The organism is Modestobacter lacusdianchii, assembly GCF_054177765.1.
Genome location: NZ_JBJJTJ010000022.1, coordinates 22,263 through 44,559, shown reverse-complemented (window position 1 = coordinate 44,559; position 22,297 = coordinate 22,263). Strand labels below are relative to the sequence as shown.

The following is a 22,297-nucleotide window of genomic DNA, read 5'->3' as shown; positions in this document are numbered from 1 at the left end:
GACCTCGTGGGCGGCGCACCACCGGGCGACCCGGACCTGCGACCGCGCCACCGGGTGGCCGACCGGCTGCGCCGACTCCCCCCGCGTGCGGTTCGGCGGGCCCTCGTGCTGCTGGTCGTGCTGCTGGCCGGCTGCGCCGCCGCCCTGCTGGTCGACCTCCCTGAGGTGGCCACGCTGCGCCAGTGGCTCGCCGACGCCGGCCCTGCCGGCTGGGCCGTGCTGGTGTCCGGACTGGCCCTGGCCACGCTCGCCCCGGTGCCGCGCACCGCGCTGTCGGTGCTGGCCGGGGTGCTGGCCGGCTTCTGGGGCGGGTTGGCGCTCGCCGTCTCCAGCGGCGTGCTCGGTGCGGCGGCCGGTTTCACGCTCGCCCGGCTGCTCGGCCGGGAGACGGTCACCCGCCTGGCCGGGCCACGACTCGCCCGCGCCGACACGCTGCTCGCCGAGCGGGGCTTCCTGGCCGTGCTGATCGGCCGGCTCACCCCGGTCGTCCCGTTCACGGTGGTCAGCTACGCCGGTGGCCTGTCCGGCATGCGGCTGCGCGACCACCTGGCCGGCACCGCGGTCGGGCTGCTGCCGGGCACGGTGCTGCACGTGACCATCGGCGCCACCGTCGGGGACGGCGAACCCTCCTGGCTGCTCGGCGTCCTCCCGATGGGCCTCGCCGTGCTGGTGCTGGCCGCGGTGGGTCTGCGCCACCGGCGAGCCACGACACGACACCGTGCGGCCGACCACCCGGGGAGCTGAACGTCTTTCGAACGCGTGTTCGAAGGACGTGCTACGGTCGGTCCATCGAGCGAGCACCGCACCGATCGGCTCTGTGGTCGTCTCACACTGTCTAGCGCGCACACTAGACAGTGTGAGACAGGGGTCGAGACCGCCATCGCGCCGTCTAGCGTCTGTGCTAGAGAGGGCGAGACGGTCCTCGAGACGCCCGACCATGCCCTCGTCTACGCATGTCTACCGACGGCCTTAGACGACCCCATAGGCTGCTCGACATGGACCCCGTGCGGAACCCGTACGCCCCCGGCGCCGGCCAGCGCCCACCCGAGCTGGCCGGCCGGGACACCGAGCTGTCGGCCTTCGACGTCGTCCTGGAGCGGATCGCCCGCGGCCGGCCGGAGCGCTCGCTGGTGCTCACCGGGCTGCGCGGCGTCGGCAAGACCGTGCTGCTCAACCAGCTCCGCTCGGCGGCGATCAGCCGCGGGTGGGGCACCGGCAAGATCGAGGCCCGCCCCGACCAGTCGCTGCGCCGCCCGCTCTCGGCTGCGCTGCACATGGCCCTCCGCGAGCTGCGGCACCCCGACCAGGAGTCCACCGACGCCGTCCTGGGCACCCTCAAGGCCTTCGCGCAGCGGCAGGCCCCGGCCGACGCGAAGGTGCGCGACCGCTGGCAGCCCGGCATCGACGTGCCGGCCGCCACCGGCCGGGCCGACTCCGGGGACATGGAGATCGACCTGGTCGAGCTGCTGTCCGACGTCGCCGGGATCGCCGCCGACGTCGGCAAGGGCGTGGCGCTGTTCATCGACGAGATGCAGGACGTGCAGGCCGACGACGTCTCGGCCATCTGCGCCGCCTGCCACGAGCTGTCCCAACAGGGCTCCCCGCTGATCGTCGTCGGCGCCGGGCTCCCGCACCTGCCCGCGGTGCTCAGCGCCTCCAAGAGCTACTCCGAGCGGCTCTTCCGCTACCTGCGGATCGACCGGCTCGACCGCGACGCCGCCGACCGGGCGCTGCTCGCCCCCGCCGAGCGCGAGGACGTCGCCTTCGACCCCGAGGCCCTCGACGCCCTCTACGCCGCCGCCGACGGCTACCCCTACTTCGTGCAGGCCTACGGCAAGGTCACCTGGGACGTCGCCGCCGCCTCCCCCATCACCGCCGCCGACGTCGCGATGGCGGCACCGGCCGCCGAGGCCGAGCTCGCGGTCGGCTTCTTCGGGTCGCGCTACGACCGGGCGACCCCCGCCGAGCGGGAGTACATGCACGCGATGGCCGAGCTCGGCGGCCCGACCGGTGCCGCGGTCGGCACCTCCGACGTCGCGGTCTCGCTGGGCCGCAAGCCCGCCTCCCTCTCCCCCGCGCGTGACTCGCTGATCAAGAAGGGCCTGGTCTACTCCGCCGAGCGCGGGCAGATCGCCTTCACCGTGCCGCACTTCGGCCGCTACCTGCTCAGCCACGCCACCGACTAGCAGCAGGACCCCGAGAGGGGGCCACCGACGTCACAGGCCCCGGGTGCATGACCGTTCGGCCGTCCGGGCACCGGGCCGCCATGCCGGTGTGGGTCGAAGCAGGTCTCTGGGGGCTGCTCGGCGGGGGGGCCCTGGTGCTCGGTGCGCTGATCGCCTGGTTCCTGCGGGTGCCCTCGGGGGTGGTCGCCGGCGTCATGGCGTTCGGCTCCGGGGTGCTCATCTCCGCGGTCGCCTTCGACCTCATGCAGGAGGCGGCCGAGACCGGCGGGCTGGGCCCGACCGCCGCGGGCTTCCTCGGCGGTGCGGTGGTCTACCTCGCGGCGAACGCGCTGCTGGCCCGGCGTGGCGCCCGGCACCGCAAGCGATCGGGTGGCCAGCAGCCCTCGGAGTCCGATCAGCAGGGCAGCGGCGCGGCGATCGCGGTCGGCGCGCTGCTGGACGGCGTCCCGGAGTCGGTCGTGCTGGGCGTCGGGCTGATCGGGGGCGGCGGGGTGAGCCTGCCGGTGCTCGCCGCGGTGTTCATCTCGAACGTGCCCGAGGGGCTGTCCAGCGCGGCCGGGATGAAGCGCAGCGGACGGTCGGCCCGCTACGTCTTCGGCGTGTGGACGACGATCGCCGTGCTCAGCGGGCTCTCCGCGCTGCTCGGCTACGTGGCCCTGGGCAGCGCCCCGCCCGAGGTCATCGCGGTGATCACCGCCGTCGCGGCCGGGGCGATCCTCACGATGATCGCGGACACGATGATCCCGGAGGCGTTCGAGAGGACCCGCACCTGGACCGGCCTGATCACCACGGTCGGCTTCCTGGTCGCCTTCGCCATCGACCTCGCCTGAGCGACGTTCCACGTGCAACCTCCGGGCCCGGGCGGCAGGGTGATCGACGTGAGCACCCCAGCCGACGTCCGCTCCCCCGAGGAGATCACCGTCCCGGTCGAGGGCGGTGAGCTGGCCGCGCTGTACTGGGCCGCCGACGCCCCCGGCGCCCCGCTGGTCGTCCTGGTGCACGGCATCACCGGGAACGCCGCCGTCTGGGCCCCGGTGGCCGCCGCCCTGGCCGGCGAGTGCGAGGTGGTCGCCCCCGACCTGCGCGGCCGGGCCGGCAGCGCCGGTCTCCCCTCCCCCTACGGGCTGTCGCAGCACGCGGCCGACCTGGCCAGCCTGCTCGACCGGTTCGGCGCCGACGCCGCGGCCGGCGCCGACGCGACCGTGCTGGTCGGGCACTCGATGGGCGGCTTCGTGACCGCGCTGGCCACCAGCGGCGTCGCCCGGGAGCTGGTGCACGGCCTGGTGCTGGTCGACGGCGGGCTGCCCTTCGCCGTCCCGCCCGCCGCGGACACCGACGACATGCTGGCGGCCTTCCTCGGCTCGTCGCTGGCCCGGCTGGACGAGACCTTCCCCGACCTGGCCGCCGTCCGGCGGTACTGGGCCCAGCACCCCGCCGTGGGCCCGTGGGCCGACCGGCCCGAGGTGGCCGGGTTCCTCACCCGGGACCTGACCGGCAGCGAGCCGGAGCTGCGCAGCGCCGTGGTGCACGAGGCCGTCCGGGTCGACGGCGCGGACATGCTGCGCAACCAGACGGTGCTGGAGGCCACCACCGACCTGCCGGTGCCGGCCACCCTGCTGTGGGCCACCCGTGGCATGCAGGGGCAGGCGCCCGGCCTCTACGACGAGGTGCGGCTGGCCGGGATGGGGCTGGCCGGCGCACACGTCGCCGCCCGCGAGGTGCCCGACACCGACCACTGGTCGATCCTCTGGTCCGACCAGGGCGTCACCGCGATCACCGCGGCGGTGCGGGAGGCCGCGGCCCGGGACAGCTGACCTGCCGGTCAGGCGCGGACGGCGGCCACCCCGGACGGCGCCCGGTCGTCGTCCGCCGGCCGGCTGGGCTCGCGGTGGGCGCGCACGGCCAGCAGGGCCACGTCGTCCTCGGCGCCCTCGTCCAGCAGCGCGGCGAGCAGGCCGTCGCACAGCGCGTCCAGCGACTCCCCCGCCAGCGCCTGCACGGCCTCCCGCAACCGCGCCCGCCCCTGGTCCAGGTCACCGTCGCGCCGCTCGAAGAGCCCGTCGGTGAACAGCAGCAGGGTGCTCTCCGGTGGCAGCACGGCCATCCCGTCGACCCGGTCGCCCATCCAGCCCATGCCCAGCGGCGGGCCCACCGGCGCCTCCAGGTCGGCGATGGTCCCGTCGGCGAGCAGCAGCAGGGGCACCGGGTGGCCGGCGGTCGCCCAGCGCAGCCGGCGCACCCCTCTCGCGCGGTCGGCGTCGTCCTGCTCGACCCGGGCGACCAGCGCCGTGGCCAGCGTGGCGACGTCCAGGCCGGCCACCGCCCGGTCGACCCGGCGCACGACCTCCGCCGGCTCGTCCTGCCGGTCGTAGGCGATCGCCCGCACCAGCGTCTTGAGCTGCGCCATGGCGGCCGCGGCCTCCAGGTCGTGGCCCATCACGTCGCCGATCACCAGCACCGTGGCGCCGTCCGGCTGCTGGAAGGCGTCGTACCAGTCACCGCCGATGGCGACGTCCTGGGCGGCCGGCCGGTAGCGCACGGCCAGCTCCAGGTGGTCCGGCTGCACCGGCGCGGACAGCAGGCTGCGCTGCAGCCGCTCGGCGACCCGGCTCTGCGCGGTCACCAGCCGGGCGTTGTCCAGCGCGAGCGCCGCCCGCCGGGAGGCGATGTCGGCGGTGCGCAGCTCGGCGTCGGTGAACGCGCCGCGCGCCGGCCCGTTCACCAGGGTGAGCGCGCCGAACTGCTCGCCGCGGGCGACCAGCGGGAAGGTCGCCACGGCCGAGGGGGCCAGTGGGGCCAGCGCCGCCCGGGCCGCCGGCGTCGTCATCGCCTCGACCTGCTCGGCCTGCAGCTGCTGGATCACCACCGGCCGCCCCTCCCGCAGCGCGGTGGGCACCGGCGCGGTCGACTGGTTGGTGCGGGCCCGCAGGTCGGCGTACCGGTGCATCGCCTCGACCATGGCCGGGTCGCGGTGCGCCCGGCCGACGTCCCGCCGGCGGCCCTCCTCGACCACGCTCACCAGGCACCAGTCGGCCAGCTGCGGGACGACGAGCTGGGCGAAGCGCTGCACCGCCTCGTCGGTGTCCAGGGTGGCGGTCATCGCCTGGCTGATGTCGCCCAGCAGCATGAGGTGCCGGCCGGCCAGCTCGGCGGCGGCCGCCGACTCCGCTGCCCGGGCGGCCTCTTCCTCGCGGGCTGCGACGGCCTCCTCGCGCTCGCGCTCGACCCGGCGGCGGGCGGTCACGTCGTCGTAGGTGACCACCACGCCGGCCTCGGTGCGGAAGGCGTCGACCTGGAACCAGGTGCTCAGCGGCTCGAACCAGGCCTCGAAGCTCGCCGGCTCCCCCGTCGCCGCCACGTGCCGGTAGTGCTGCTCGAACGGGCTGCCGACCGCGTCCGGGAAGGCGTCCCAGACCACGCGGCCGGTGAGCGCCTCGACCGTCTGCCCGAGCAGCGCGGCGCCGGCGGGGTTGATGTAGCCGAACCGCCAGCCGTGGTCCAGGACGAACAGCGGCCGCGCCATGCCCTCGACGGCGAGCATCAGGAGGTCGGCCCGCGCCGCCCCACCCACCGTGGTCATGCGGTCACTGTGCCTCATGGCCCGCGCCGCGCCCCACCCCCTCGGCCGGGCCGGGCGCGGCGCGTCCCCCCGCCGGGTGACCCCGACGCCGGGTCAGCGCGCCGCGGGCAGCTCGGCCGGGGCCTGCGGTGCGCCGCCGTGGTCGGTGCCGTGCCCGTCGTCGACCATGGTCGCCTCGTCGAACGGCCGCTCCCCGGACAGGACGGCGTCCAGCTGCTCGCGGTCCAGCTCCCGGGTCCAGGTGGCGACCAGGACGGCGGCGATCGAGTTGCCGGCGAAGTTGGTCAGCGCGCGGGCCTCGGACATGAAGCGGTCGATGCCGACGATGAGCCCGACGCCGTCCAGCAGCTCCGGCCGGTGCGAGGAGAGCCCACCGGCCAGCGTCGCCAGGCCCGCGCCGGTCACGCCGGCCGCGCCCTTGGAGGCGATGATCATGAAGACCAGCAGGCCGACCTGCTCGCCCAGCGACAGCGGGTCGCCCAGCGCCTCGGCGATGAACAGCGAGGCCATCGTCAGGTAGATCGCCGTGCCGTCCAGGTTGAACGAGTAGCCGGTGGGCACCACGATGCCGGCCACCGGCTTGGAGACGCCGACGTGCTCCATCTTGGCGATCAGCCGGGGCAGCGCCGTCTCCGAGGAGGAGGTGGAGACGATCAGCAGGAACTCCCGCCCCAGGTACCTGAACAGCTTGAAGACGCTGACCTTGGCCACCAGCCGCAGCAGCGTGCCCAGCACGCCGAACACGAAGATCAGGCAGGTGGCGTAGAAGCCGAGCATCAGGATCGCCAGGCTCTTCAGCGCGTCGATGCCGGTCGCGCCCACGACCGCGGCGATGGCGCCGAAGGCACCGATCGGCGCCACCCACATGATCATCGACAGCACCCGGAACACCAGGCGCTGGAAGTGGCCGATCCCCCGCAGCACCGGCTCGCCGGCCGGGCCCATCGCCTGGATGGCGAACCCCACCAGCAGCGCGACCAGCAGCGCCTGGAGCACCGAGCCGTCGGTCAGCGCGGAGACGAGCGTCTCCGGGATGAGGCCGAGGATGAAGTCGGTCGTGCCGCCGCCGCCCTCGGCCTGCTCGGCGTACTCCGCGCCCCGGGAGCGGAGGTCGTCGGTGATCTGCAGCCCGTCGCCGGGGTGCAGCAGGTTGCCCACCACCAGCCCGATGGCCAGCGCGAAGGTGGACATCAGGATGAAGTAGCCCAGCGCCAGGCCGCCGACCCGGCCGACCTGGGCCGCCTGCCGGATGGAGCCGATGCCCAGCACGATCGTGCAGAAGATGACCGGGGCGATCAGCATCTTGATCAGGGCGACGAAGGCGTCGCCCAGCCACTTGAGGCCGACCGCGAACTCGGGGAACACCAGGCCGACCAGGATGCCCAGGGCCACCGCGGCGATGACCGCCAGGTAGAGCCAGTGGGTGCGGTCCCGCCGGCGGCTCGGGGTGCCGGTGTCCGCCCCCCGGTCGACGGGGGTGCTGCCTGTGGCCATGACTGCTCCTGTGGAGTCGGCGGCCGGGGCTCCTGGCCTCGGATCAGGTCACCCGGACGACGGGCGACCTGAGCACCTTGACCCGCACCGTGACGGCGGTCACCCATCTGTTCATAGCGTTCACGGGCGGGCCTGCTCCCGGTGGACACTCGGCGGGTGCACCCTCCCGCCGTCCCCGGCCGCCGGCCCGGCCGCGGCAGCCTGGCCCGTCAGCTGCTGCTCCTGCAGGCGAGCGTCGTGCTCGTCGTGGTGCTGGTCGCCAGCGGGGTGGCCTACACCTCGGCCCGGACGGCGGTCCGGGAGGCCGCCGAGTCGGAGGTGCTCGGCATCGTCGAGAGCCTGGCCAACTCGCCGTTCGTGCTCACCGCGGTCTCCGGCCCGGACACCACCGCACTGCTCGAGCCCTACGTCGAGCGGATCCGGGCCGACACCGGGACGTCGTTCATCACCGTGCTGGCCCCCGACCGGACCCGGTACACCCATCCCGACGTGTCGCAGATCGGCCGCCCGTTCCTCGGCACGATCGGCCCGGCGCTGGACGGGCGCACCTTCACCGAGACCTACACCGGGACGCTCGGGCCCTCGGTGCGGGCCACCGGGCCGGTGCTGGACGGGCAGGGCCGGGTGGTCGCCCTGGTGTCGGCCGGCATCACCGTCTCCGCCATCGGCGACGACCTCCGGGGCGCCCTGCCCGGCATCGCCTGGACGGCGCTGGCGACGCTGGCCGTCGGCGGGGTGGGCAGCTGGGCGATCAGCCGCCGGCTGCGCCGGCAGACCCACGGCCTGGGTGCGGCCCCGCTGGCCCGGATGCTGGAGTACTACGACGCCGTCCTGCACGCCGTCCGCGAGGGTCTGCTGCTGGTCGACGGCGGCGGCCGGGTGCAGCTGGTCAACGACGAGGCCCGGCGGCTGCTCGACCTCCCCGACGACCCGACCGGCCGGCACGTCACCGAGCTGGGGCTGCCGGCCGGCCTCACCGGCGTGCTCACCGGGCAGCAGCTGACCGTGGACGCCGTCCAGGTGACCCGGTCGCGGGTGCTGGTGGTGAACCAGGCGCCGGCGCGGCAGGCCGGGCGGGCGGTGGGCGCCGTGGTCACCCTGCGCGACCACACCGACCTGCAGGCGCTGACCGGCGAGCTGGACAGCGTCCGCGCGTTCGCCTCCTCGCTGCGCGCGCAGTCGCACGAGGCGGCCAACCGGCTGCACACCACCATCTCGCTGGTCGAGCTGGGCCGCACCCAGGAGGCGGTCGAGTTCGCCACCACCGAGCTCGCCGTCGCCCAGCGGCTGACCGACGAGGTCGTCGCCGCCGTCGAGGAACCGGTGCTGGCCGCCCTGCTGCTGGGCAAGGCGGCCGCGGCGCACGAGCGCGGGGTGGCCCTGGTGGTCGACCCCGACTCGGCCGTGGGCAGCACCGGGCTGCCCGGCGGCGACCTGGTCACCGTCGTGGGCAACCTGCTGGACAACGCGGTGGACGCGGCGCTGGAGGGTCCCCCACCGCGCGAGGTGCACCTGCTGCTGCGCGCCACCGGGACGACGTTGGAGGTGCGCGTCGAGGACACCGGCCCGGGGCTGACCGAGGAGCAGGCGCGGCACGTGTTCGACCAGGGCTGGACCACCAAGCAGGCGCCGGCGGGAGCGCCGACCGGTCTGGGGCGGGGCCTCGGCCTGGCGCTGGTGGCCCAGGCCGTCCGCCGCCACGGCGGCACGATCGAGGTGCGGGTCGGCCCGGGGGCGGAGTTCACCGCCACCGTGCCGCTGCCGGCCCCGGCGACCGCCCGGTGACCGGCACCCCGCCCGTCCGGGTGCTCGTGGTCGAGGACGAGCCGATCGCCGCCGAGGCGCACCGGCTCTACGTCGACCGCACCCCCGGGTTCACCGCGGTGGGCGTGGCCGGCACCGGCGCGACGGCCCGCGAGGCGCTGGCCCGCCAGCAGGTGGACCTGGTGCTGCTGGACATGAACCTGCCCGACGCCCACGGCACCGACGTCGTCCGCTGGCTGCGGGCCACCGGCCAGGACGTCGACGTGCTGGCCGTGACCTCCGCCCGGGAGCTGGCCACCGTCCGTGCCGCGGTCTCCGCCGGCGTGGTCGGCTACCTGCTCAAGCCGTTCACCTACCCCGCGCTCCGCGACCGGCTGACCGCCTACGCCGACTACCGGGACCGGCTGGCCGGCACCGGTGACCTGCACGGCCAGGACGACGTCGACCGGGTGCTCGGCGCCGTGCGCACGCCCCGCCCGGCGGTGCTGCCCAAGGGCATGTCGCGGGAGACGCTGGAGGCGGTGGTGGCCGCGCTGCGCTCCGCCGGCGGGACGGCCACCACCGACGGGCTGTCCGCGGCCGAGACCGCCGAGCTGATCGGGGCCTCCCGGATCACCGCGCGGCGCTACCTCGAGCACCTCGCCGACGCCGGGCTGGCGACCCGCAGCCCCCGGTACGGGACGGCCGGGCGGCCGGAGGTGGGCTACCGCTGGCGGTGACCGGTGCCCGGGACGACGGGCCCCCGACACGACGAGACCGGGGGAGCCGGCCTGGTGTCAGGCCTGCTCCCCCGGTCCCGGGTGCGTGCGGTGCTCGAGGTCAGTGCGCCATCACGATGGACAGGTTGCCCGAGCCGTAGCCGGCGACGTCGACCTTGAGGTCGATCCGGTTGAACGCCGCGGCGAGCCCGGCGATGTCCCCCGGGACCGCCTCCCCCGGCGCGTGCAGCTTGTACAGCTTCGAGTGGTTGACGCCCTCGCCGTTGAACATCGACGCGGCGATGTTGACGACCTCGTAGAGCGCCTCGAGGTGCATCGGGTAGAGCTCGCCCTCGTCGATGGCGTCCTCCAGCCCGCCCTTGGGCAGCAGGGCCAGCGCGCCGGCCAGCCAGGCACCCAGCCGCAGGTCGACCAGGCACAGGGCCGTGGTGGCCATCGTCGGGTCGACGTAGACGGCGACGGCCGGCTTGTCGTTGAGCGAGACCGGGTCACCGGGGGAGACGACGACCTCCTTGCCGAAGAGGCCCTCGAGCATGTCGCGGACGTCCTTGGCGGTGGGCAGCGTGGCCGGCTGCAGGGCGGCGGTCACGCGATCACCCCGTCCAGCGCGTCCTTGAAGGTGTCCTCGTTGAACGGCTTGGCGATGAGGAAGAGCGCGCCGGCGTTCGCCGCCTTCTCCCGCATCTCCGGGGAGCCCTCGGAGGTCACGAAGCCGAAGGGCACCTGCGAGCCGGAGGCGCGCAGCGCCTGCAGGCACTCGATGCCGGTCATGTTGGGCATGTTCCAGTCCGACAGGACCAGGTCCGGCTGCTCGGAGCCGACCTTCTCCAGGCACTGGGCCCCGTCCTCGGCCTCGACGATGTCGTGGTCGTCGTACCCCGCCTGGCGCAGGGTGCGGATGACGATCTGCCGCATGACACGGCTGTCGTCGGTCACCAGGATCTTCACTGCGGCACCTCAGTTCCGCTCGGGTGCGGGGCGGTGCCCTGCACGGTGATGGTCAGGTAGTTGCCTCGCCACTGACCGACGAGGGCACGGACGTCGTCCAGCCGCCCGCGGGCGGGGGCCGAACCGATCTGGGGGAGGCCCAGCCGGGACTCACCGGGCAGGACGCTCTTGACGTTGCCGCCGAGCACGTTGGCGAGCTCGCCGAGGGCGTCGGCGACGTCCTCGTCGTCCACCACGGTGGGCGGGCGGGTCATCAGCACCGACTCGGTCAGCGCCTCGGCCGTGGCCGGCGCGCAGGTGACGACGACGGAGCCGTTCCAGGGCCCGATGATGTCGACCCAGGCGCTGACGACCTCGGCCGGCGGGGGCACCGGCACCGGCACGAACGCCTCGCCGTCGCCGACCAGCGACGGCCAGACCTCGTCGCAGATGCTCTGCACCGTCGCGGTGTCCAGCAGCTCGGTGATCGGCTGGGCGATCGGCTGGCTGGGGGACAGGGTCATGCGGACACCCCCTCGGGGAGAAGGCCGAGGAGCGCCAGCTTGTCGCGGAGCGCGTCGGCGGTGAACGGCTTGATCAGGTACTCGTGGGCACCGGCGGCCAGCGCCTTGACGATCTGGCCGGTCTCGCTCTCCGTGGTGACCATCATCAGCGTCACCTGGCGGAACTCGGGGTTGGCGCGGACGGCCATGACGAACTGCAGGCCGTCCATCACCGGCATGTTCCAGTCGATGCAGCACAGGTCGGGGACCCAGCCCTCGGCCTTCCCCTCCTGCAGCGCGTCGAGGGCCTGCTGACCGTCCCCGGCCTCACGCACCTCGAATCCGAAGTCCTTGAGGATCGTGCCGACGATCCGCCGCATGGCGCGGGAGTCGTCGATCACCAGAGCTCGCACGGTCAGGCTCCCTTCTTGGGGCGGTAGGCGGAGCCGCGGCCGAGGACGACCCGCTCCCAGCTGTCGTCCACGCCGAGAGTGGTCTCGGCCGCACCCAGGAACAGCCACCCGTCGGGGCGCATGATCTGGCGGACGCGGTTCAAGATGCCCTGCTTGGTGGGCAGGTCGAAGTAGATGAGCACGTTGCGCAGGTAGACCACGTCGAACGGCCCCAGGCGGGGCAGCGGCGCGGCCAGGTTGCACTCGGAGGCGGTGACCATCCGGCGCAGCGCCGGCGCGATCTCCCACTCGTTGCCGGCGCGGGTGAAGTGCCGCACCAGCATCGAGGCCGGCAGGCCGCGGTTGACCTCGAGCTGGCTGAACCGGCCGGCGCGGGTCCGCTCCACCATCTCGCGGGAGAGGTCGGTGGCGGTGATCGACACGCGGGTGGTGGCGTTGGGCAGCGCGTCGGACAGCAGCATCGCGATCGTGTAGGCCTCCTGCCCGCTGGAGCAGGCGGCCGACCAGATCTGCAGGCGCTCGTCGGGACGCCGGGCGGCCACCAGCTGCGGCAGGACCGTGCCGGTCAGGGCGGTGAACGGGTCGCCGTCCCGGAACCAGGACGTCTCGTTCGTGGTGAGCGCCTCGACGATGCGCCGGGTGATCGCCGGGTCCGGGCGGTTGCGGACGGACTCGACGAGCTCGCTGACCCCGGAGAGGCCACGCTGCTGGGCCATCGGCAGCAGCCGGGCCTCGACCAGGTACTCCTTGCCGGGTTGCAGGACGATCGCGCTCTCTCGGTGCACCAGCTGGCGCACCCAGTCGAAGCTCGTGGCGGTGAGTGTCATCGGAGGCCTCCCATCGGGGTTGCGGCGCGCGCCGCGGCGAAGCTCGCCGCGGGGCGGGGGGTGGGCAGGAGCCGGGTGATCGCCTCGGCGACGCGCCCGAGGGGCAGCACCTCGTCGGCGAACCCGGCCTGGGTGACGGCGCCGGGCATGCCCCAGACGACCGAGGTGGCCTGGTCCTGGGCGACGACGGTGCCGCCGGCCTCACGGATCTGACCGGCACCGATGCGCCCGTCCGAGCCCATGCCGGTGAGCACGACACCGAGCACGGCGCCGTCGTAGGCGGCCACCGCGGAGCGGAACAGCACGTCGACGGCCGGGCGGCAGAAGTTCTCCGGCGGGGCCTGGTTGAGCGCCGTGCGCTTGGTCGCGCCGCTGGTGCCCACGGTCAGGTGGAAGTCGCCGGGGGCGACGTGCACGGTGCCGGGTGCCAGCGGGGTGCCGTCGACGGCCTCGACCACGGTGAGCGCGCACAGCCGGTCCAGCCGCTGGGCGAACTGCCGGGTGAACACCGGGGGCATGTGCTGCACCAGCAGGACCGGCACCGGCAGCGAGGCCGGCAGCAGCGGCAGCACCTTGGTCAGCGCCTCGGGGCCACCGGTGGAGGAGCCGATCACCAGCACGGCGGGCTGCTTGGGGGCCCGGGTCCGGGCCGCCGGGGGCCGGACGGCGACCGGCGCGGCGGCCGGGGCCGCGGCGGGACCGCTGGTCATCGGCCGGCCGGTGAGGGCCTTGATCTTGGGGACGAGCTGCTGGCGCACGCTCTCCATCGACTGGGCGACGCTGCCGACGTTGGCCGGCTTCGTCACGTAGTCGTTGGCCCCGGCGGACAGCGCGTCCAGGGTGGCGGAGGCGCCGCGCTCGGTCAGCGTGCTGAACATGATGATCGGCACCCGGCTGCGCGTCGCGCGGATGGCGCGCACCGCCTCGATGCCGTTCATGTCCGGCATCTCGATGTCCATGGTGACCAGGTCGGGCTTGAGCTGCTCGAGCTTGGTCACGGCCAGCCGGCCGTTGGGCGCCGTACCGACGACCTGGATCATCGGGTCCTCGGAGAGGACGTCGGTCACGATCTTGCGGACGACGACGGAGTCGTCGACGACCATCACCTTGATCTGTTCCACGCGTTCCCCCGCTGCCGATGGTCCGGCCGGTGGGGCCGCTCCAGACCTGTATCGGCATCGACCGCCGGGGCTTGAGCGGATTCGGGCGTGTACTACGGATCTGTGGGCGACTCACCCCGCGAGGGGGAGGGACCTCCCGGTCACCATGGCCCAGGGGCCGCCGAGCACGGCCAGCGACTCCTCGTCCAGCAGGTCGGCCATCGCCAGCCCCTGCACGCAGCCGGCCAGCGCGTTCCACACGCCCTCGGCGCCGTCCCGGGCGGTGAACCCGGCGTCCAGGAAGGCTGCGACCGTCAGCAGCTGGGCGGCGGCGAGGGTGCGGGTGCGGCCGGAGACGTGCGCGGCCCAGGCCGCGCCGTGCATCGCGGCGGCCCAGGGGCGCCGCTGGGTCCGGCTCGCGTCGACGGCCAGCCGCCAGCGGCGGCGGCCGGCCTCGTCGAGGGCGCGGAGCTCGCCGAGGAGCTCGGCCAGGCCGGGGGCCATCGGGCCGAGGTCGGGCCGGGGGCCGTGCTCCCAGGCGGTGGCGGTCGCGTAGGGGGAGGTGAGCTCCTGCCGGACGGCGACGTCCAGGGCGTCGGCGGCCCACCAGCCGGTCGCGGCGTCGGCCAGGACGTCGGCGGCGAGGCCGGCGACGGCCGGGTCGAGGTCGGCGACGACGGAGTGCTCGGGGCCCAGCACGTCGTCGCGGACCAGCCGCTCGAGCGCCGGGGTGTTGCCGATGGTGCCGCGCTCGAGGAGGGCGACCAGCCGGGCGGAGCGGCTGTCCTCGTCGCCGCCCGGGTCGGTCATGTCCCGCAGCTGGGGGACGCCGGAGGCGGCGAGCTCGTGGGCGCGGCGGGCCCGCACGGCCTGCGCGGCGCGCTCGGCGTCGGGGCGGCCGGCGGCGGGGTGGGCCCCGGCCAGGCGGTGCAGGGTGTCGGCGTCGGCACCGAGGCCGGTCACCAGCACGTCGGCGACCTGCCCGCCGGCGGGCAGTCGGACGAGGTCGAAGCCGAGCGTCGCAGCGCTGACCAGGGAGTAGGGCACGTCGCCTCCAGGGAAGTGGTCAGGCCATCGTGCGGCGGCCCCGGTGCACGACGCGACACGGAGGTCACCCGCTCGCAGGACAGCGAGCCGGTGACCTCCGCGCGTTCGCGTCGCACCGTCAGTGCCCGGTGACGGTGCGTTGAAACAGGGTCGCTCAGAAGGTGAAGCGCGCGACGCTCCCCCGCAGGTCGTCGGCCATCCGGGACAGCTCGTCCACCGCCTGCCGGGTCTGCCCCAGCGCCTGCGTGGTCGACGACGCCGCCGCCGAGACACCGGTGATGTTCGTGGCGATCTCGGTCGACCCACCCGCGGCCTCCTGCACCGACCGGGACATCTCGTTGGTGGTCGCCGTCTGCTCCTCCACCGCCGAGGCGATGGTCAGCTGGAAGTCGTTGATGCTGCCGATCACCGTCGAGATCCCACCGATGGCGTCGATCGCCTTCGCCGTGTCGCCCTGGATCGCCTCGACCCGGCGGGCGATGTCCTCGGTCGCCCGCGCCGTCTCCTGCGCCAGTTCCTTCACCTCGTTGGCCACCACCGCGAAGCCCTTGCCCGCCTCACCGGCCCGCGCGGCCTCGATCGTGGCGTTCAGCGCCAGCAGATTCGTCTGCTCGGCGATGCTGGTGATGGTCTTGACCACCGCGCCGATCTCCTTCGAGCTGGCCCCCAGCGCGGTGATCGTGGCCGTCGTCGCCTCCGCCTCACCCACGGCCTGGGCGGCCACCCGGGCCGCCTCGTTGGCGTTCTGCGAGATCTCCCGGATCGAGGCACCCATCTGCTCGGCACCCGCCGCCACCGTCGCCACGTTGCGGGACACCTCGTCCGCGGCCGCCGACACCACCCCGGACTGGGCCGAGGTCTCCTCCGCCGAGGTCGAGATCCGGGCCGAGGAGCTGGACAGCTCGCGGGAGGAGGCCGACACCGCGTCGGCCGAGGAGACCACCGAGGCCATGACCGTGCGCAGCTCGGCCATCGCGCCGTCCAGCGCGGCCGCCGTCCGGCCCACCTCGTCGGAGGAGGTGACGGCCGCGCGCCGGGTCAGGTCGCCGGCGGCGAGCCCCTCGGCGGTGTGCTGCACCCGGCGCAGCGCCCCGGTGATCCGGCGGGCCACCAGCACGCCGAAGCCCAGCGCCACGGCGGCACCCGCGGCGATGACCGCCACCAGCAGCCAGCGGGTCTCGCCGTAGGAGTCCCGCGCCTCGGTCGCACTGGCCGCAGCCGCCTCCTGGCGCAGCGTCGACAGCTGGTCGAGGTCGGCGATGATCGACTCGGCGATCGGGGCGACGACCGTGTCCCGCATCTGCGACCAGGCGGCCAGGTCGCCGGAGTCGGCGAGCTCGTCCAGCGCCGGCATCGCCGCCTTGTACCGGTTCAGCTCGACCAGCGCGTGGTCGATGAGCTCCCGGCTCTCCGCCTGCGGCTGGGTGGCCAGGTAGTGCGAGGCGGCCAGCGCCAGGCCCTCGTAGGCGGCCTGCCGGTCACCCATGTAGCTCTGCTTGGCGGCGGAGTCGGTGGCCACGGCGTAGTTCACCGCTGAGAGCCGCAGCGCGTACAGCTGCCCGCGCACCTCCGCCACGTCGACCGTGCCGACGAGCTCGTCCTGGTACATGCCCTCGGTCCGGTCCGCCGACTGGCCGAGGGTGTGCAGCCCGACCAGGCCGACGCCGATGGCGACGAGCACCGCCACGCCCACCGCCGCGACGATCTTGGCCATGATGCCGCGGTCGCGGAACCGGGCGAGGACGGACGGTGCGCTCACGGTGGTGCCTCCTGGCTGGGACGGGCGCGCGGGTGTCGGCCGCGCTGCGCCACGAGTGGGACGGGCGTGACTCGTGGTGCGACCCAGATCATCGGAGAGCGGAACGGCCACGGATCACCATTTCCGCGCGTGTCGCGGAATGGCGTCCAGATCGCGCGACGACCATTCCGCGGAGCACATTTGTCGACACGGGTGACGTCGGGCGTGAACGCGACGCGGCCGTCGCCCCCGCGCGGGGGACGACGGCCGCGTCGTGCTGCGGACCTGCCGGCAGGCCGGCTCAGAAGGTGAAGCGCGCGACGCTCCCCCGCAGGTCGCTGGCCATCCGGGACAGCTCGTCCACCGCCTGCCGGGTCTGCCCCAGCGACTGGGTGGTCGACGACGCCGCCGCCGAGACGCCGGTGATGTTCGTGGCGATCTCGGTCGACCCACCGGCGGCCTCCTGCACCGACCGCGACATCTCGTTGGTGGTGGCGGTCTGCTCCTCCACCGCGCTGGCGATGGTCAGCTGGAAGTCGTTGATCGACCCGATGATCTCCGAGATCCGGCCGATCGCCGACACCGCGCCGGTGGTGTCGCCCTGGATGGCCTCGACGCGGCGGGCGATGTCCTCGGTGGCCCGCGCGGTCTCCTGCGCCAGCTCCTTGACCTCGTTGGCGACCACGGCGAAGCCCTTCCCGGCCTCCCCGGCCCGGGCAGCCTCGATGGTGGCGTTCAGCGCCAGCAGGTTCGTCTGCTCGGCGATCGAGGTGATCACCTTGACCACGTTGCCGATCTCCCGCGAGGAGTCACCCAGCTTCACGACGGTCGCGTTGGTGGTCTCGGCCTCGGCCACCGCCTGCGCGGCGACCCGGGCGGCCTCGTTGGCGTTCTGGCTGATCTCCCGGATCGAGGCACCCATCTGCTCGGCACCGGCGGCCACGGTGGCCACGTTGCGCGACACCTCGTCCGCGGCGGTCGAGACGACGCCGGACTGCGCCGAGGTCTCCTCCGCCGACGCGGAGATCTGCGCGGAGGACGCCGACAGCTCCTCCGAGGCGGCGGCCACCGCGTCGGACGAAGCGACGACGGAGGCCATCACCGAGCGCAGGTTCTCGACCGCGGCGTCCAGCGCCTGGCCCATCTGGCCCATCTCGTCGCGGGTGGTCAGCCCGCTGCTGCGGGTCAGGTCACCCTCGGCCAGAGCCTGGACGACGTCGCGCACCCGGCCGGCCGCGCGGGCGATCGCCGAGGCCACGAAGTAGCCGAGCCCCAGGGCGAGAGCCACGCCACCGACGATCAGCAGGATCGAGGTGGTGCGCTGCGCCTCGTAGTCGCTGCGGATGCTCGCCGCCGCCGCCTGGGCGTCCGCGGCCTCCATGTCGCGCAGCGTCTTGATGTCCTCGGTCGCCCGCTCGACCAGCGGCGCCGACTGCGACGCGTTGGTCGAGATCCAGGTGCCGAAGTCCTGACTGACCGCCAGCGGCACCAGCACGTCCTGCTGCAGGGTCACGTACTCGGCCATCGACGCCTCGACGCTGTCCAGGATCGCCAGCTTCTCCGGGTCTGCGGTGACCTCGCGGTAGCCCTCCACGGCGGCGGAGAAGTCGTCTCCCAGGGTGCCGATCCGGGTCATGGCCGCCGACGGGTCGCTTCCCAGGATGGTGTCGCGGATGTTGACCCGCAGGTCGCCGACCAGGCCGTCCATGTCCGCGGCGCGGGCCACGCCCAGCACGTTGTCCGCGTAGAGGGCCTCGGCCGCGGTGGCCGCGCCGCTGAGCGCGGTCAGGCCGGTGATCCCGATGCCGGCCGCGACGACGCCGGCGACGCCGGCGGTCGCGAGCACCTTGGTCCGGACGCTGCGGTCGCCCCACCAGGAGCCGGGACGGGCCAGCGAGGTTCGGGACATGGTCTTCTCCTGAGGGGTCGAGCAGAGGACGGGAATGGTCCGCGGGAACAGGCCGTCCGGCCGTTCCCCCGATTCCGCGAGAGGCGGGATCAGCGGTACCGGGACCATGGTGTCGAATGCGGAAACGCCCCGTGTCGTATCGCGGACCGTGTCGTGTCGAACGGGACCAGAAAGCGCGATGACCCACCCAGGTCGTCCTCATGTCGACATCGAGCCGAGAACGGTGCCGGAATGGTCGGGGAACGACACCGGCCGCCGTGCCCCTGGGAGCACGGCGGCCGGACGGTCGGGCGGTTCCACCCGCCGCGGTTCACCAGGTGAACGTGGCCACGCTGCTGCGCAGGTCGCTGGCCATCCGGGACAGCTCGTCCACGGCCTGCCGGGTCTGCCCGAGTGACTGCGTGGTCGACGACGCCGCCGCCGAGACGCCGGTGATGTTCGTGGCGATCTCGGTGGAGCCACCGGCGGCCTCCTGCACCGACCGGGACATCTCGTTCGTGGTCGCGGTCTGCTCCTCCACCGCCGAGGCGATGGTCAGCTGGAAGTCGTTGATCGAGCCGATGATCTCCGAGATCCGGCCGATCGCCGACACCGCGCCACCGGTGTCACCCTGGATCGCCTCCACCCGCCGGGCGATGTCCTCGGTGGCCCGCGCCGTCTCCTGCGCCAGCTCCTTCACCTCGTTGGCCACCACCGCGAAGCCCTTGCCCGCCTCACCGGCCCGCGCCGCCTCGATCGTGGCGTTCAGCGCCAGCAGGTTCGTCTGCTCCGCGATCGAGGTGATCGCCTTGACCACCGCACCGATCTCCTGCGACGACGTCCCCAGCTTCTGGATCGTCTGCGTGGTCGTCTCCGCCTCCGTCACCGCCTGCGCCGCCACCCGCGCAGCCTCGTTCGCGTTCTGGCTGATCTCCCGGATCGAGGCGCCCATCTGCTCAGCACCGGCGGCCACCGTCGCGACGTTCCGCGACACCTCGTCGGCGGCGGCCGACACCACACCCGACTGCGCCGAGGTCTCCTCCGCCGACGCGGAGATCTCCGCGGCCGACGCCGAGAGCTCCTCCGAGGCCGCGGCCACCGCGTCCGAGGACGCCGCCACCGCGGCGACGACGGACCGGAGGTGCGCCTGGGCCGTGCCCAGGGCCGCCGCCATCTGGCCGACCTCGTCGCGGGCGTCGACGCCGGCCCCGACCGTCAGGTCACCCCGCGCCATCGCCTCCAGGGAGGCCCGCACGCGGCCGATCGGCCGGGCCAGCGACCGCTGGATGAGCAGCGCGAGGGCCACGACCACGGCCAGCCCGACACCGACGGCCACCATGCCCGCCACGTCGGCGCGGGCCATCTCCTCGTCCATGCCGTCGTGGGCCACCACCATGGCCGCCGCCAGCGCGTCCTTGGCCTCGCCGACCGCCGCGTCGGTGACGTCGTTGGCCACCTGGATCTGCTCGAACCGGGCCCGGGCGGCGGCCTGGTCGGCGACGGCACCCTCCGCGATCGCGGTGATCGCACCGGTGTAGGCGCCGAACGCCTCGTCCAGGGCCCCGACCGTCTCCGCCGGCTCGCCGGTCAGCGGGACCTGCGCCAGCTCCGCCAGCAGCCCCTCGGCCGTGGCCACGTCGTCGCGCAGGTTGGGCAGCTCCGCCTGCGGATCGGGGCGCACCAGCGCCCGGAAGGCGTCGACCTTGAACTCGCTGGCCCGGGTGTCCAGCTGGAGGACCAGCGCCTGCGCGTCGGCCAGCGCGGTGCCCTCGTCCTCCGCCTGCCGAACGGCGGCGTTGGACGTCAGCAGGGTCGTGAGCAGCGAGCCGAACGCCACGACGACGACGCCGACGAGCACGGCGAACCGGACGGCCAGCGGGCGGTCGGTGAACCAGTGGGTGGGGGAGCGCATGGCGGGTCTCCGGAGGGTGGGGAGGAGGACGCGGTCGGTGTGTCCGGGGCGGACCCGGGTCGAGCAGTGCCCGCTGCTGATGGGAACGATTGCACGAGTGGGTGGCGGAACGGTGTTCCGGGCGGCAGGACCCCCCGCACCATTCCGTCACCGGGACCGAGAGCCACCGGGAACGGGTCGTGCACGACGAGGATGGCGGATGCGGTAACGCCGGTTACCGCTTCACCCGGCGTGTCGCTGGAATGCGGCGAGAATGGTCGATGACCGGTTCAGACGGGCGCCGTGTCGACATCCTCGCCGGGGGCCGGCGGGTCCGGAGAACGGCGTCGAGCGGATTCCGGGCACTCCCGGGAACGGCCACGGCCGCCACCTCGCCCGGGGAAGGGGGCGGGGCAGCGGCCGGGGGTCGGTGGGTGCTGCGTGGTCCAGGCCCGTGCCCCGCCGGTGGCGGGGCACGAGGACCTGTCAGTAGCTGAAGCGGGACACCGTGGTGCGCAGGTCGCTGGCCATCCGGGACAGCTCGTCGACGGCCTGGCGGGTCTGGCCCAGCGCCTGGGTGGTCGAGGAGGCAGCGGTCGAGACGCCGGTGATGTTGGTGGCGATCTCGGTGGAGCCACCGGCGGCCTCCTGCACCGACCGGGACATCTCGTTCGTGGTCGCGGTCTGCTCCTCCACCGCCGAGGCGATGGTCAGCTGGAAGTCGTTGATCGAGCCGATGATCTCCGAGATCCGGCCGATCGCCGACACCGCGCCACCGGTGTCACCCTGGATCGCCTCCACCCGCCGGGCGATGTCCTCAGTGGCCCGCGCCGTCTCCTGCGCCAGCTCCTTGACCTCGTTGGCGACCACCGCGAAGCCCTTGCCCGCCTCACCGGCCCGCGCCGCCTCGATCGTGGCGTTGAGCGCCAGCAGGTTCGTCTGCTCCGCGATCGAGGTGATCGCCTTGACCACCGCACCGATCTCCTGCGACGACGTCCCCAGCTTCTGGATCGTCTCGGTGGTGGCCTGCGCCTCGCCCACCGCCTGCGCCGCCACCCGGGTGGCCTCGTTGACGCTCTGGCTGATCTCCCGGATCGCCGAGCTCATCTCATCAGCGCCGGCGGCCACCGTCGCCACGTTGCGCGACACCTCGTCGGCGGCGGCCGACACCACACCCGACTGCGCCGAGGTCTCCTCCGCCGAGGCGGAGATCTGCGCGGAGGACGCCGACAGCTGCTCGGAGGCGGCGGCGACCGCGTCGGAGGAGGCGACGACGGAGGCCATCACCGAGCGGAGGTTGTCCTGCGCCTCGGCCAGCGACTGCGCCATCTGGCCGATCTCGTCCCGGTCCCGCGCCTCGGGGGCGACGGTGAGGTCACCGTCGGCCATCGCCTCGACGGAGGCCTGCACCGAGCGCACGGTGGTGAGGATGCGGCGGATGACCAGGAAGCCCAGCCCGGCGGCGACGACGATGGCGGTGAGCGACACCGTCAGGAGCAGGGTGATGGAGCTGCTCGCCTCGTCGGCGGCGGCGGCGTTGCGGGCGGCGGCCAGCTCGGACTGGGCGATGCCCTCCTCCTCCAGCCCGTCGGCGATGTCGTCGAAGTAGGGCTGCAGGGTGTTGCGCACGAGCTGGCTGTAGCCGGCGATGTCACCCGTCGCGCCCAGCGGGAAGGCGGTGCTGGTCAGCGTCTGCAGCAGGCCGGACCGTGCGGTCAGGTACTTGTCCATCGCCTCCTGGGAGACGATGTGCGACTCGTACTCGGCCAGCCCCGCCTCCACGTCGGCCTGCTTCTCGTCCATCTGGCCGATCAGCTCCTGCTGGCGGGCCGGGTCGGAGAAGGCGTACTCCAGCACCCGGGCGCGGTGCGCGGCGGTCGCCCGCTGGACGGCGGAGAGGTCGTTGAGCGGCTTGAGGTTCTCCGTGTAGATGGCCTCCTGGCCGGTGTGCATGTCGTTGATGCGGGTGACGGCCAGCATGTTCGTGCCCAGCACGACGACGGCCAGCAGCGCGATGACCGCGCCGATCTTCACGCCGATGGGACGGTCGGCGAACCACCCGAGCCGCCGGGAGGGGAGGGCGACGTTGCTCATTCTGGATCTCCTGGAGAGGGTGCGGACGGGCGATGCGGAGACGGCCCGGCCGGCGGCTCGGGTCGTGCGGGTGGTGCTGGGTGGTGCTGGGTGGTGCGGTCAGGCCCCCTCGCAGGGTCCCGCCGC

The 22,297-nt window shown here is 74.0% G+C and carries 19 protein-coding genes; 6 read left to right on the top strand and 13 right to left on the bottom strand.

Translation table 11 applies throughout. From position 1 onward, the window contains the following. The first annotated feature begins 6 nt into the window (after positions 1-6). The 4 genes from ACJTNH_RS15315 to ACJTNH_RS15300 all read left to right on the top strand — a co-directional run bounded on the left by ACJTNH_RS15315 (position 7) and on the right by ACJTNH_RS15300 (position 4,000). Entirely contained in the window at positions 7-744 is a 738-nt protein-coding gene (locus ACJTNH_RS15315) for a TVP38/TMEM64 family protein (RefSeq protein ID WP_458177103.1), read from the top strand. Between the two features lie 251 nt (positions 745-995). Further along, positions 996-2,186, top strand: coding sequence for an AAA family ATPase (locus tag ACJTNH_RS15310; RefSeq protein ID WP_458177101.1), 1,191 nt, complete (start codon positions 996-998; stop codon positions 2,184-2,186). A gap of 47 nt (positions 2,187-2,233) precedes the next feature. Further along, on the top strand, positions 2,234-3,016 hold the full coding sequence (locus ACJTNH_RS15305; protein WP_458177100.1) for a ZIP family metal transporter: 783 nt from the start codon (positions 2,234-2,236) through the stop codon (positions 3,014-3,016). Between the two features lie 48 nt (positions 3,017-3,064). Then, complete coding sequence (locus tag ACJTNH_RS15300; protein WP_458177098.1) at positions 3,065-4,000, top strand: alpha/beta fold hydrolase; 936 nt, start codon at positions 3,065-3,067, stop codon at positions 3,998-4,000. 8 nt (positions 4,001-4,008) lie between these two features. Here the strand turns inward: ACJTNH_RS15300 and ACJTNH_RS15295 are convergent, their stop codons facing one another. Together ACJTNH_RS15295 and ACJTNH_RS15290 are read right to left on the bottom strand one after the other, a co-directional pair. Then, positions 4,009-5,766 (bottom strand): SpoIIE family protein phosphatase, encoded by a 1,758-nt coding sequence (locus ACJTNH_RS15295; RefSeq protein WP_458177096.1) that lies wholly within the window; start codon positions 5,764-5,766, stop codon positions 4,009-4,011. A 93-nt stretch (positions 5,767-5,859) separates the two neighbouring features. Next, positions 5,860-7,260: a cation:dicarboxylate symporter family transporter gene (locus tag ACJTNH_RS15290; protein ID WP_458177094.1), complete on the bottom strand. Its 1,401-nt coding sequence runs from the start codon at positions 7,258-7,260 to the stop codon at positions 5,860-5,862. 156 nt (positions 7,261-7,416) lie between these two features. Here ACJTNH_RS15290 and ACJTNH_RS15285 point away from each other — a divergent pair, with 156 nt between their 5' ends. After that, entirely contained in the window at positions 7,417-9,045 is a 1,629-nt protein-coding gene (locus ACJTNH_RS15285; protein WP_458177092.1) for a sensor histidine kinase, read from the top strand. Next, positions 9,042-9,743 (top strand): response regulator, encoded by a 702-nt coding sequence (locus ACJTNH_RS15280; protein WP_458177090.1) that lies wholly within the window; start codon positions 9,042-9,044, stop codon positions 9,741-9,743. The genes ACJTNH_RS15285 and ACJTNH_RS15280 overlap by 4 nt, the downstream gene beginning before the upstream one ends. A 100-nt stretch (positions 9,744-9,843) precedes the next feature. Here the strand turns inward: ACJTNH_RS15280 and ACJTNH_RS15275 are convergent, their stop codons facing one another. The 11 genes from ACJTNH_RS15275 to ACJTNH_RS15225 all read right to left on the bottom strand — a co-directional run bounded on the left by ACJTNH_RS15275 (position 9,844) and on the right by ACJTNH_RS15225 (position 22,171). Beyond that, the gene (locus ACJTNH_RS15275; protein WP_458177088.1) at positions 9,844-10,332 is read right to left on the bottom strand and encodes a hypothetical protein; all 489 of its coding nucleotides are present in this window, start codon (positions 10,330-10,332) and stop codon (positions 9,844-9,846) included. Then, positions 10,329-10,691: a response regulator gene (locus ACJTNH_RS15270; RefSeq protein ID WP_458177086.1), complete on the bottom strand. Its 363-nt coding sequence runs from the start codon at positions 10,689-10,691 to the stop codon at positions 10,329-10,331. The genes ACJTNH_RS15275 and ACJTNH_RS15270 overlap by 4 nt, the downstream gene beginning before the upstream one ends. Continuing rightward, positions 10,688-11,194 carry a chemotaxis protein CheX gene (locus ACJTNH_RS15265; protein WP_458177084.1) on the bottom strand — a complete coding sequence of 169 codons (507 nt, stop codon included), beginning with the start codon at positions 11,192-11,194 and terminating at the stop codon, positions 10,688-10,690. The genes ACJTNH_RS15270 and ACJTNH_RS15265 overlap by 4 nt, the downstream gene beginning before the upstream one ends. Then, the gene (locus ACJTNH_RS15260; protein ID WP_458177082.1) at positions 11,191-11,586 is read right to left on the bottom strand and encodes a response regulator; all 396 of its coding nucleotides are present in this window, start codon (positions 11,584-11,586) and stop codon (positions 11,191-11,193) included. Before ACJTNH_RS15260 ends, ACJTNH_RS15265 begins: the two co-directional genes overlap by 4 nt. Before the next feature lie 2 nt (positions 11,587-11,588). Continuing rightward, the gene (locus ACJTNH_RS15255; RefSeq protein ID WP_458177080.1) at positions 11,589-12,413 is read right to left on the bottom strand and encodes a CheR family methyltransferase; all 825 of its coding nucleotides are present in this window, start codon (positions 12,411-12,413) and stop codon (positions 11,589-11,591) included. Next, on the bottom strand, positions 12,410-13,534 hold the full coding sequence (locus ACJTNH_RS15250; RefSeq protein WP_458177078.1) for a protein-glutamate methylesterase/protein-glutamine glutaminase: 1,125 nt from the start codon (positions 13,532-13,534) through the stop codon (positions 12,410-12,412). The genes ACJTNH_RS15255 and ACJTNH_RS15250 overlap by 4 nt, the downstream gene beginning before the upstream one ends. 111 nt (positions 13,535-13,645) lie before the next feature. Beyond that, positions 13,646-14,560: a hypothetical protein gene (locus tag ACJTNH_RS15245; protein ID WP_458177076.1), complete on the bottom strand. Its 915-nt coding sequence runs from the start codon at positions 14,558-14,560 to the stop codon at positions 13,646-13,648. A gap of 154 nt (positions 14,561-14,714) precedes the next feature. After that, complete coding sequence (locus ACJTNH_RS15240) at positions 14,715-16,319, bottom strand: methyl-accepting chemotaxis protein (protein ID WP_458177074.1); 1,605 nt, start codon at positions 16,317-16,319, stop codon at positions 14,715-14,717. Between the two features lie 280 nt (positions 16,320-16,599). Further along, entirely contained in the window at positions 16,600-18,207 is a 1,608-nt protein-coding gene (locus ACJTNH_RS15235; RefSeq protein WP_458177072.1) for a methyl-accepting chemotaxis protein, read from the bottom strand. Between the two features lie 310 nt (positions 18,208-18,517). Next, a complete protein-coding gene (locus tag ACJTNH_RS15230; protein ID WP_458177070.1) occupies positions 18,518-20,098 on the bottom strand; it encodes a methyl-accepting chemotaxis protein in 1,581 nt (526 codons plus the stop codon). A 465-nt stretch (positions 20,099-20,563) separates the two neighbouring features. Beyond that, positions 20,564-22,171 carry a methyl-accepting chemotaxis protein gene (locus tag ACJTNH_RS15225; protein WP_458177068.1) on the bottom strand — a complete coding sequence of 536 codons (1,608 nt, stop codon included), beginning with the start codon at positions 22,169-22,171 and terminating at the stop codon, positions 20,564-20,566. Between the last annotated feature and the right edge of the window lie 126 nt (positions 22,172-22,297).

Coding starts and splice junctions, on each gene's coding strand:
- ACJTNH_RS15310 (WP_458177101.1), top strand. CDS start 996: ATGGACCCCGTGCGGAACCCGTACGCCCCCGGCGCCGGCCAGCGCCCA.
- ACJTNH_RS15305 (WP_458177100.1), top strand. CDS start 2,234: ATGACCGTTCGGCCGTCCGGGCACCGGGCCGCCATGCCGGTGTGGGTC.
- ACJTNH_RS15295 (WP_458177096.1), bottom strand. CDS start 5,766: ATGACCACGGTGGGTGGGGCGGCGCGGGCCGACCTCCTGATGCTCGCC.
- ACJTNH_RS15290 (WP_458177094.1), bottom strand. CDS start 7,260: ATGGCCACAGGCAGCACCCCCGTCGACCGGGGGGCGGACACCGGCACC.
- ACJTNH_RS15265 (WP_458177084.1), bottom strand. CDS start 11,194: ATGACCCTGTCCCCCAGCCAGCCGATCGCCCAGCCGATCACCGAGCTG.
- ACJTNH_RS15255 (WP_458177080.1), bottom strand. CDS start 12,413: ATGACACTCACCGCCACGAGCTTCGACTGGGTGCGCCAGCTGGTGCAC.
- ACJTNH_RS15235 (WP_458177072.1), bottom strand. CDS start 18,207: ATGTCCCGAACCTCGCTGGCCCGTCCCGGCTCCTGGTGGGGCGACCGC.
- ACJTNH_RS15230 (WP_458177070.1), bottom strand. CDS start 20,098: ATGCGCTCCCCCACCCACTGGTTCACCGACCGCCCGCTGGCCGTCCGG.
- ACJTNH_RS15225 (WP_458177068.1), bottom strand. CDS start 22,171: ATGAGCAACGTCGCCCTCCCCTCCCGGCGGCTCGGGTGGTTCGCCGAC.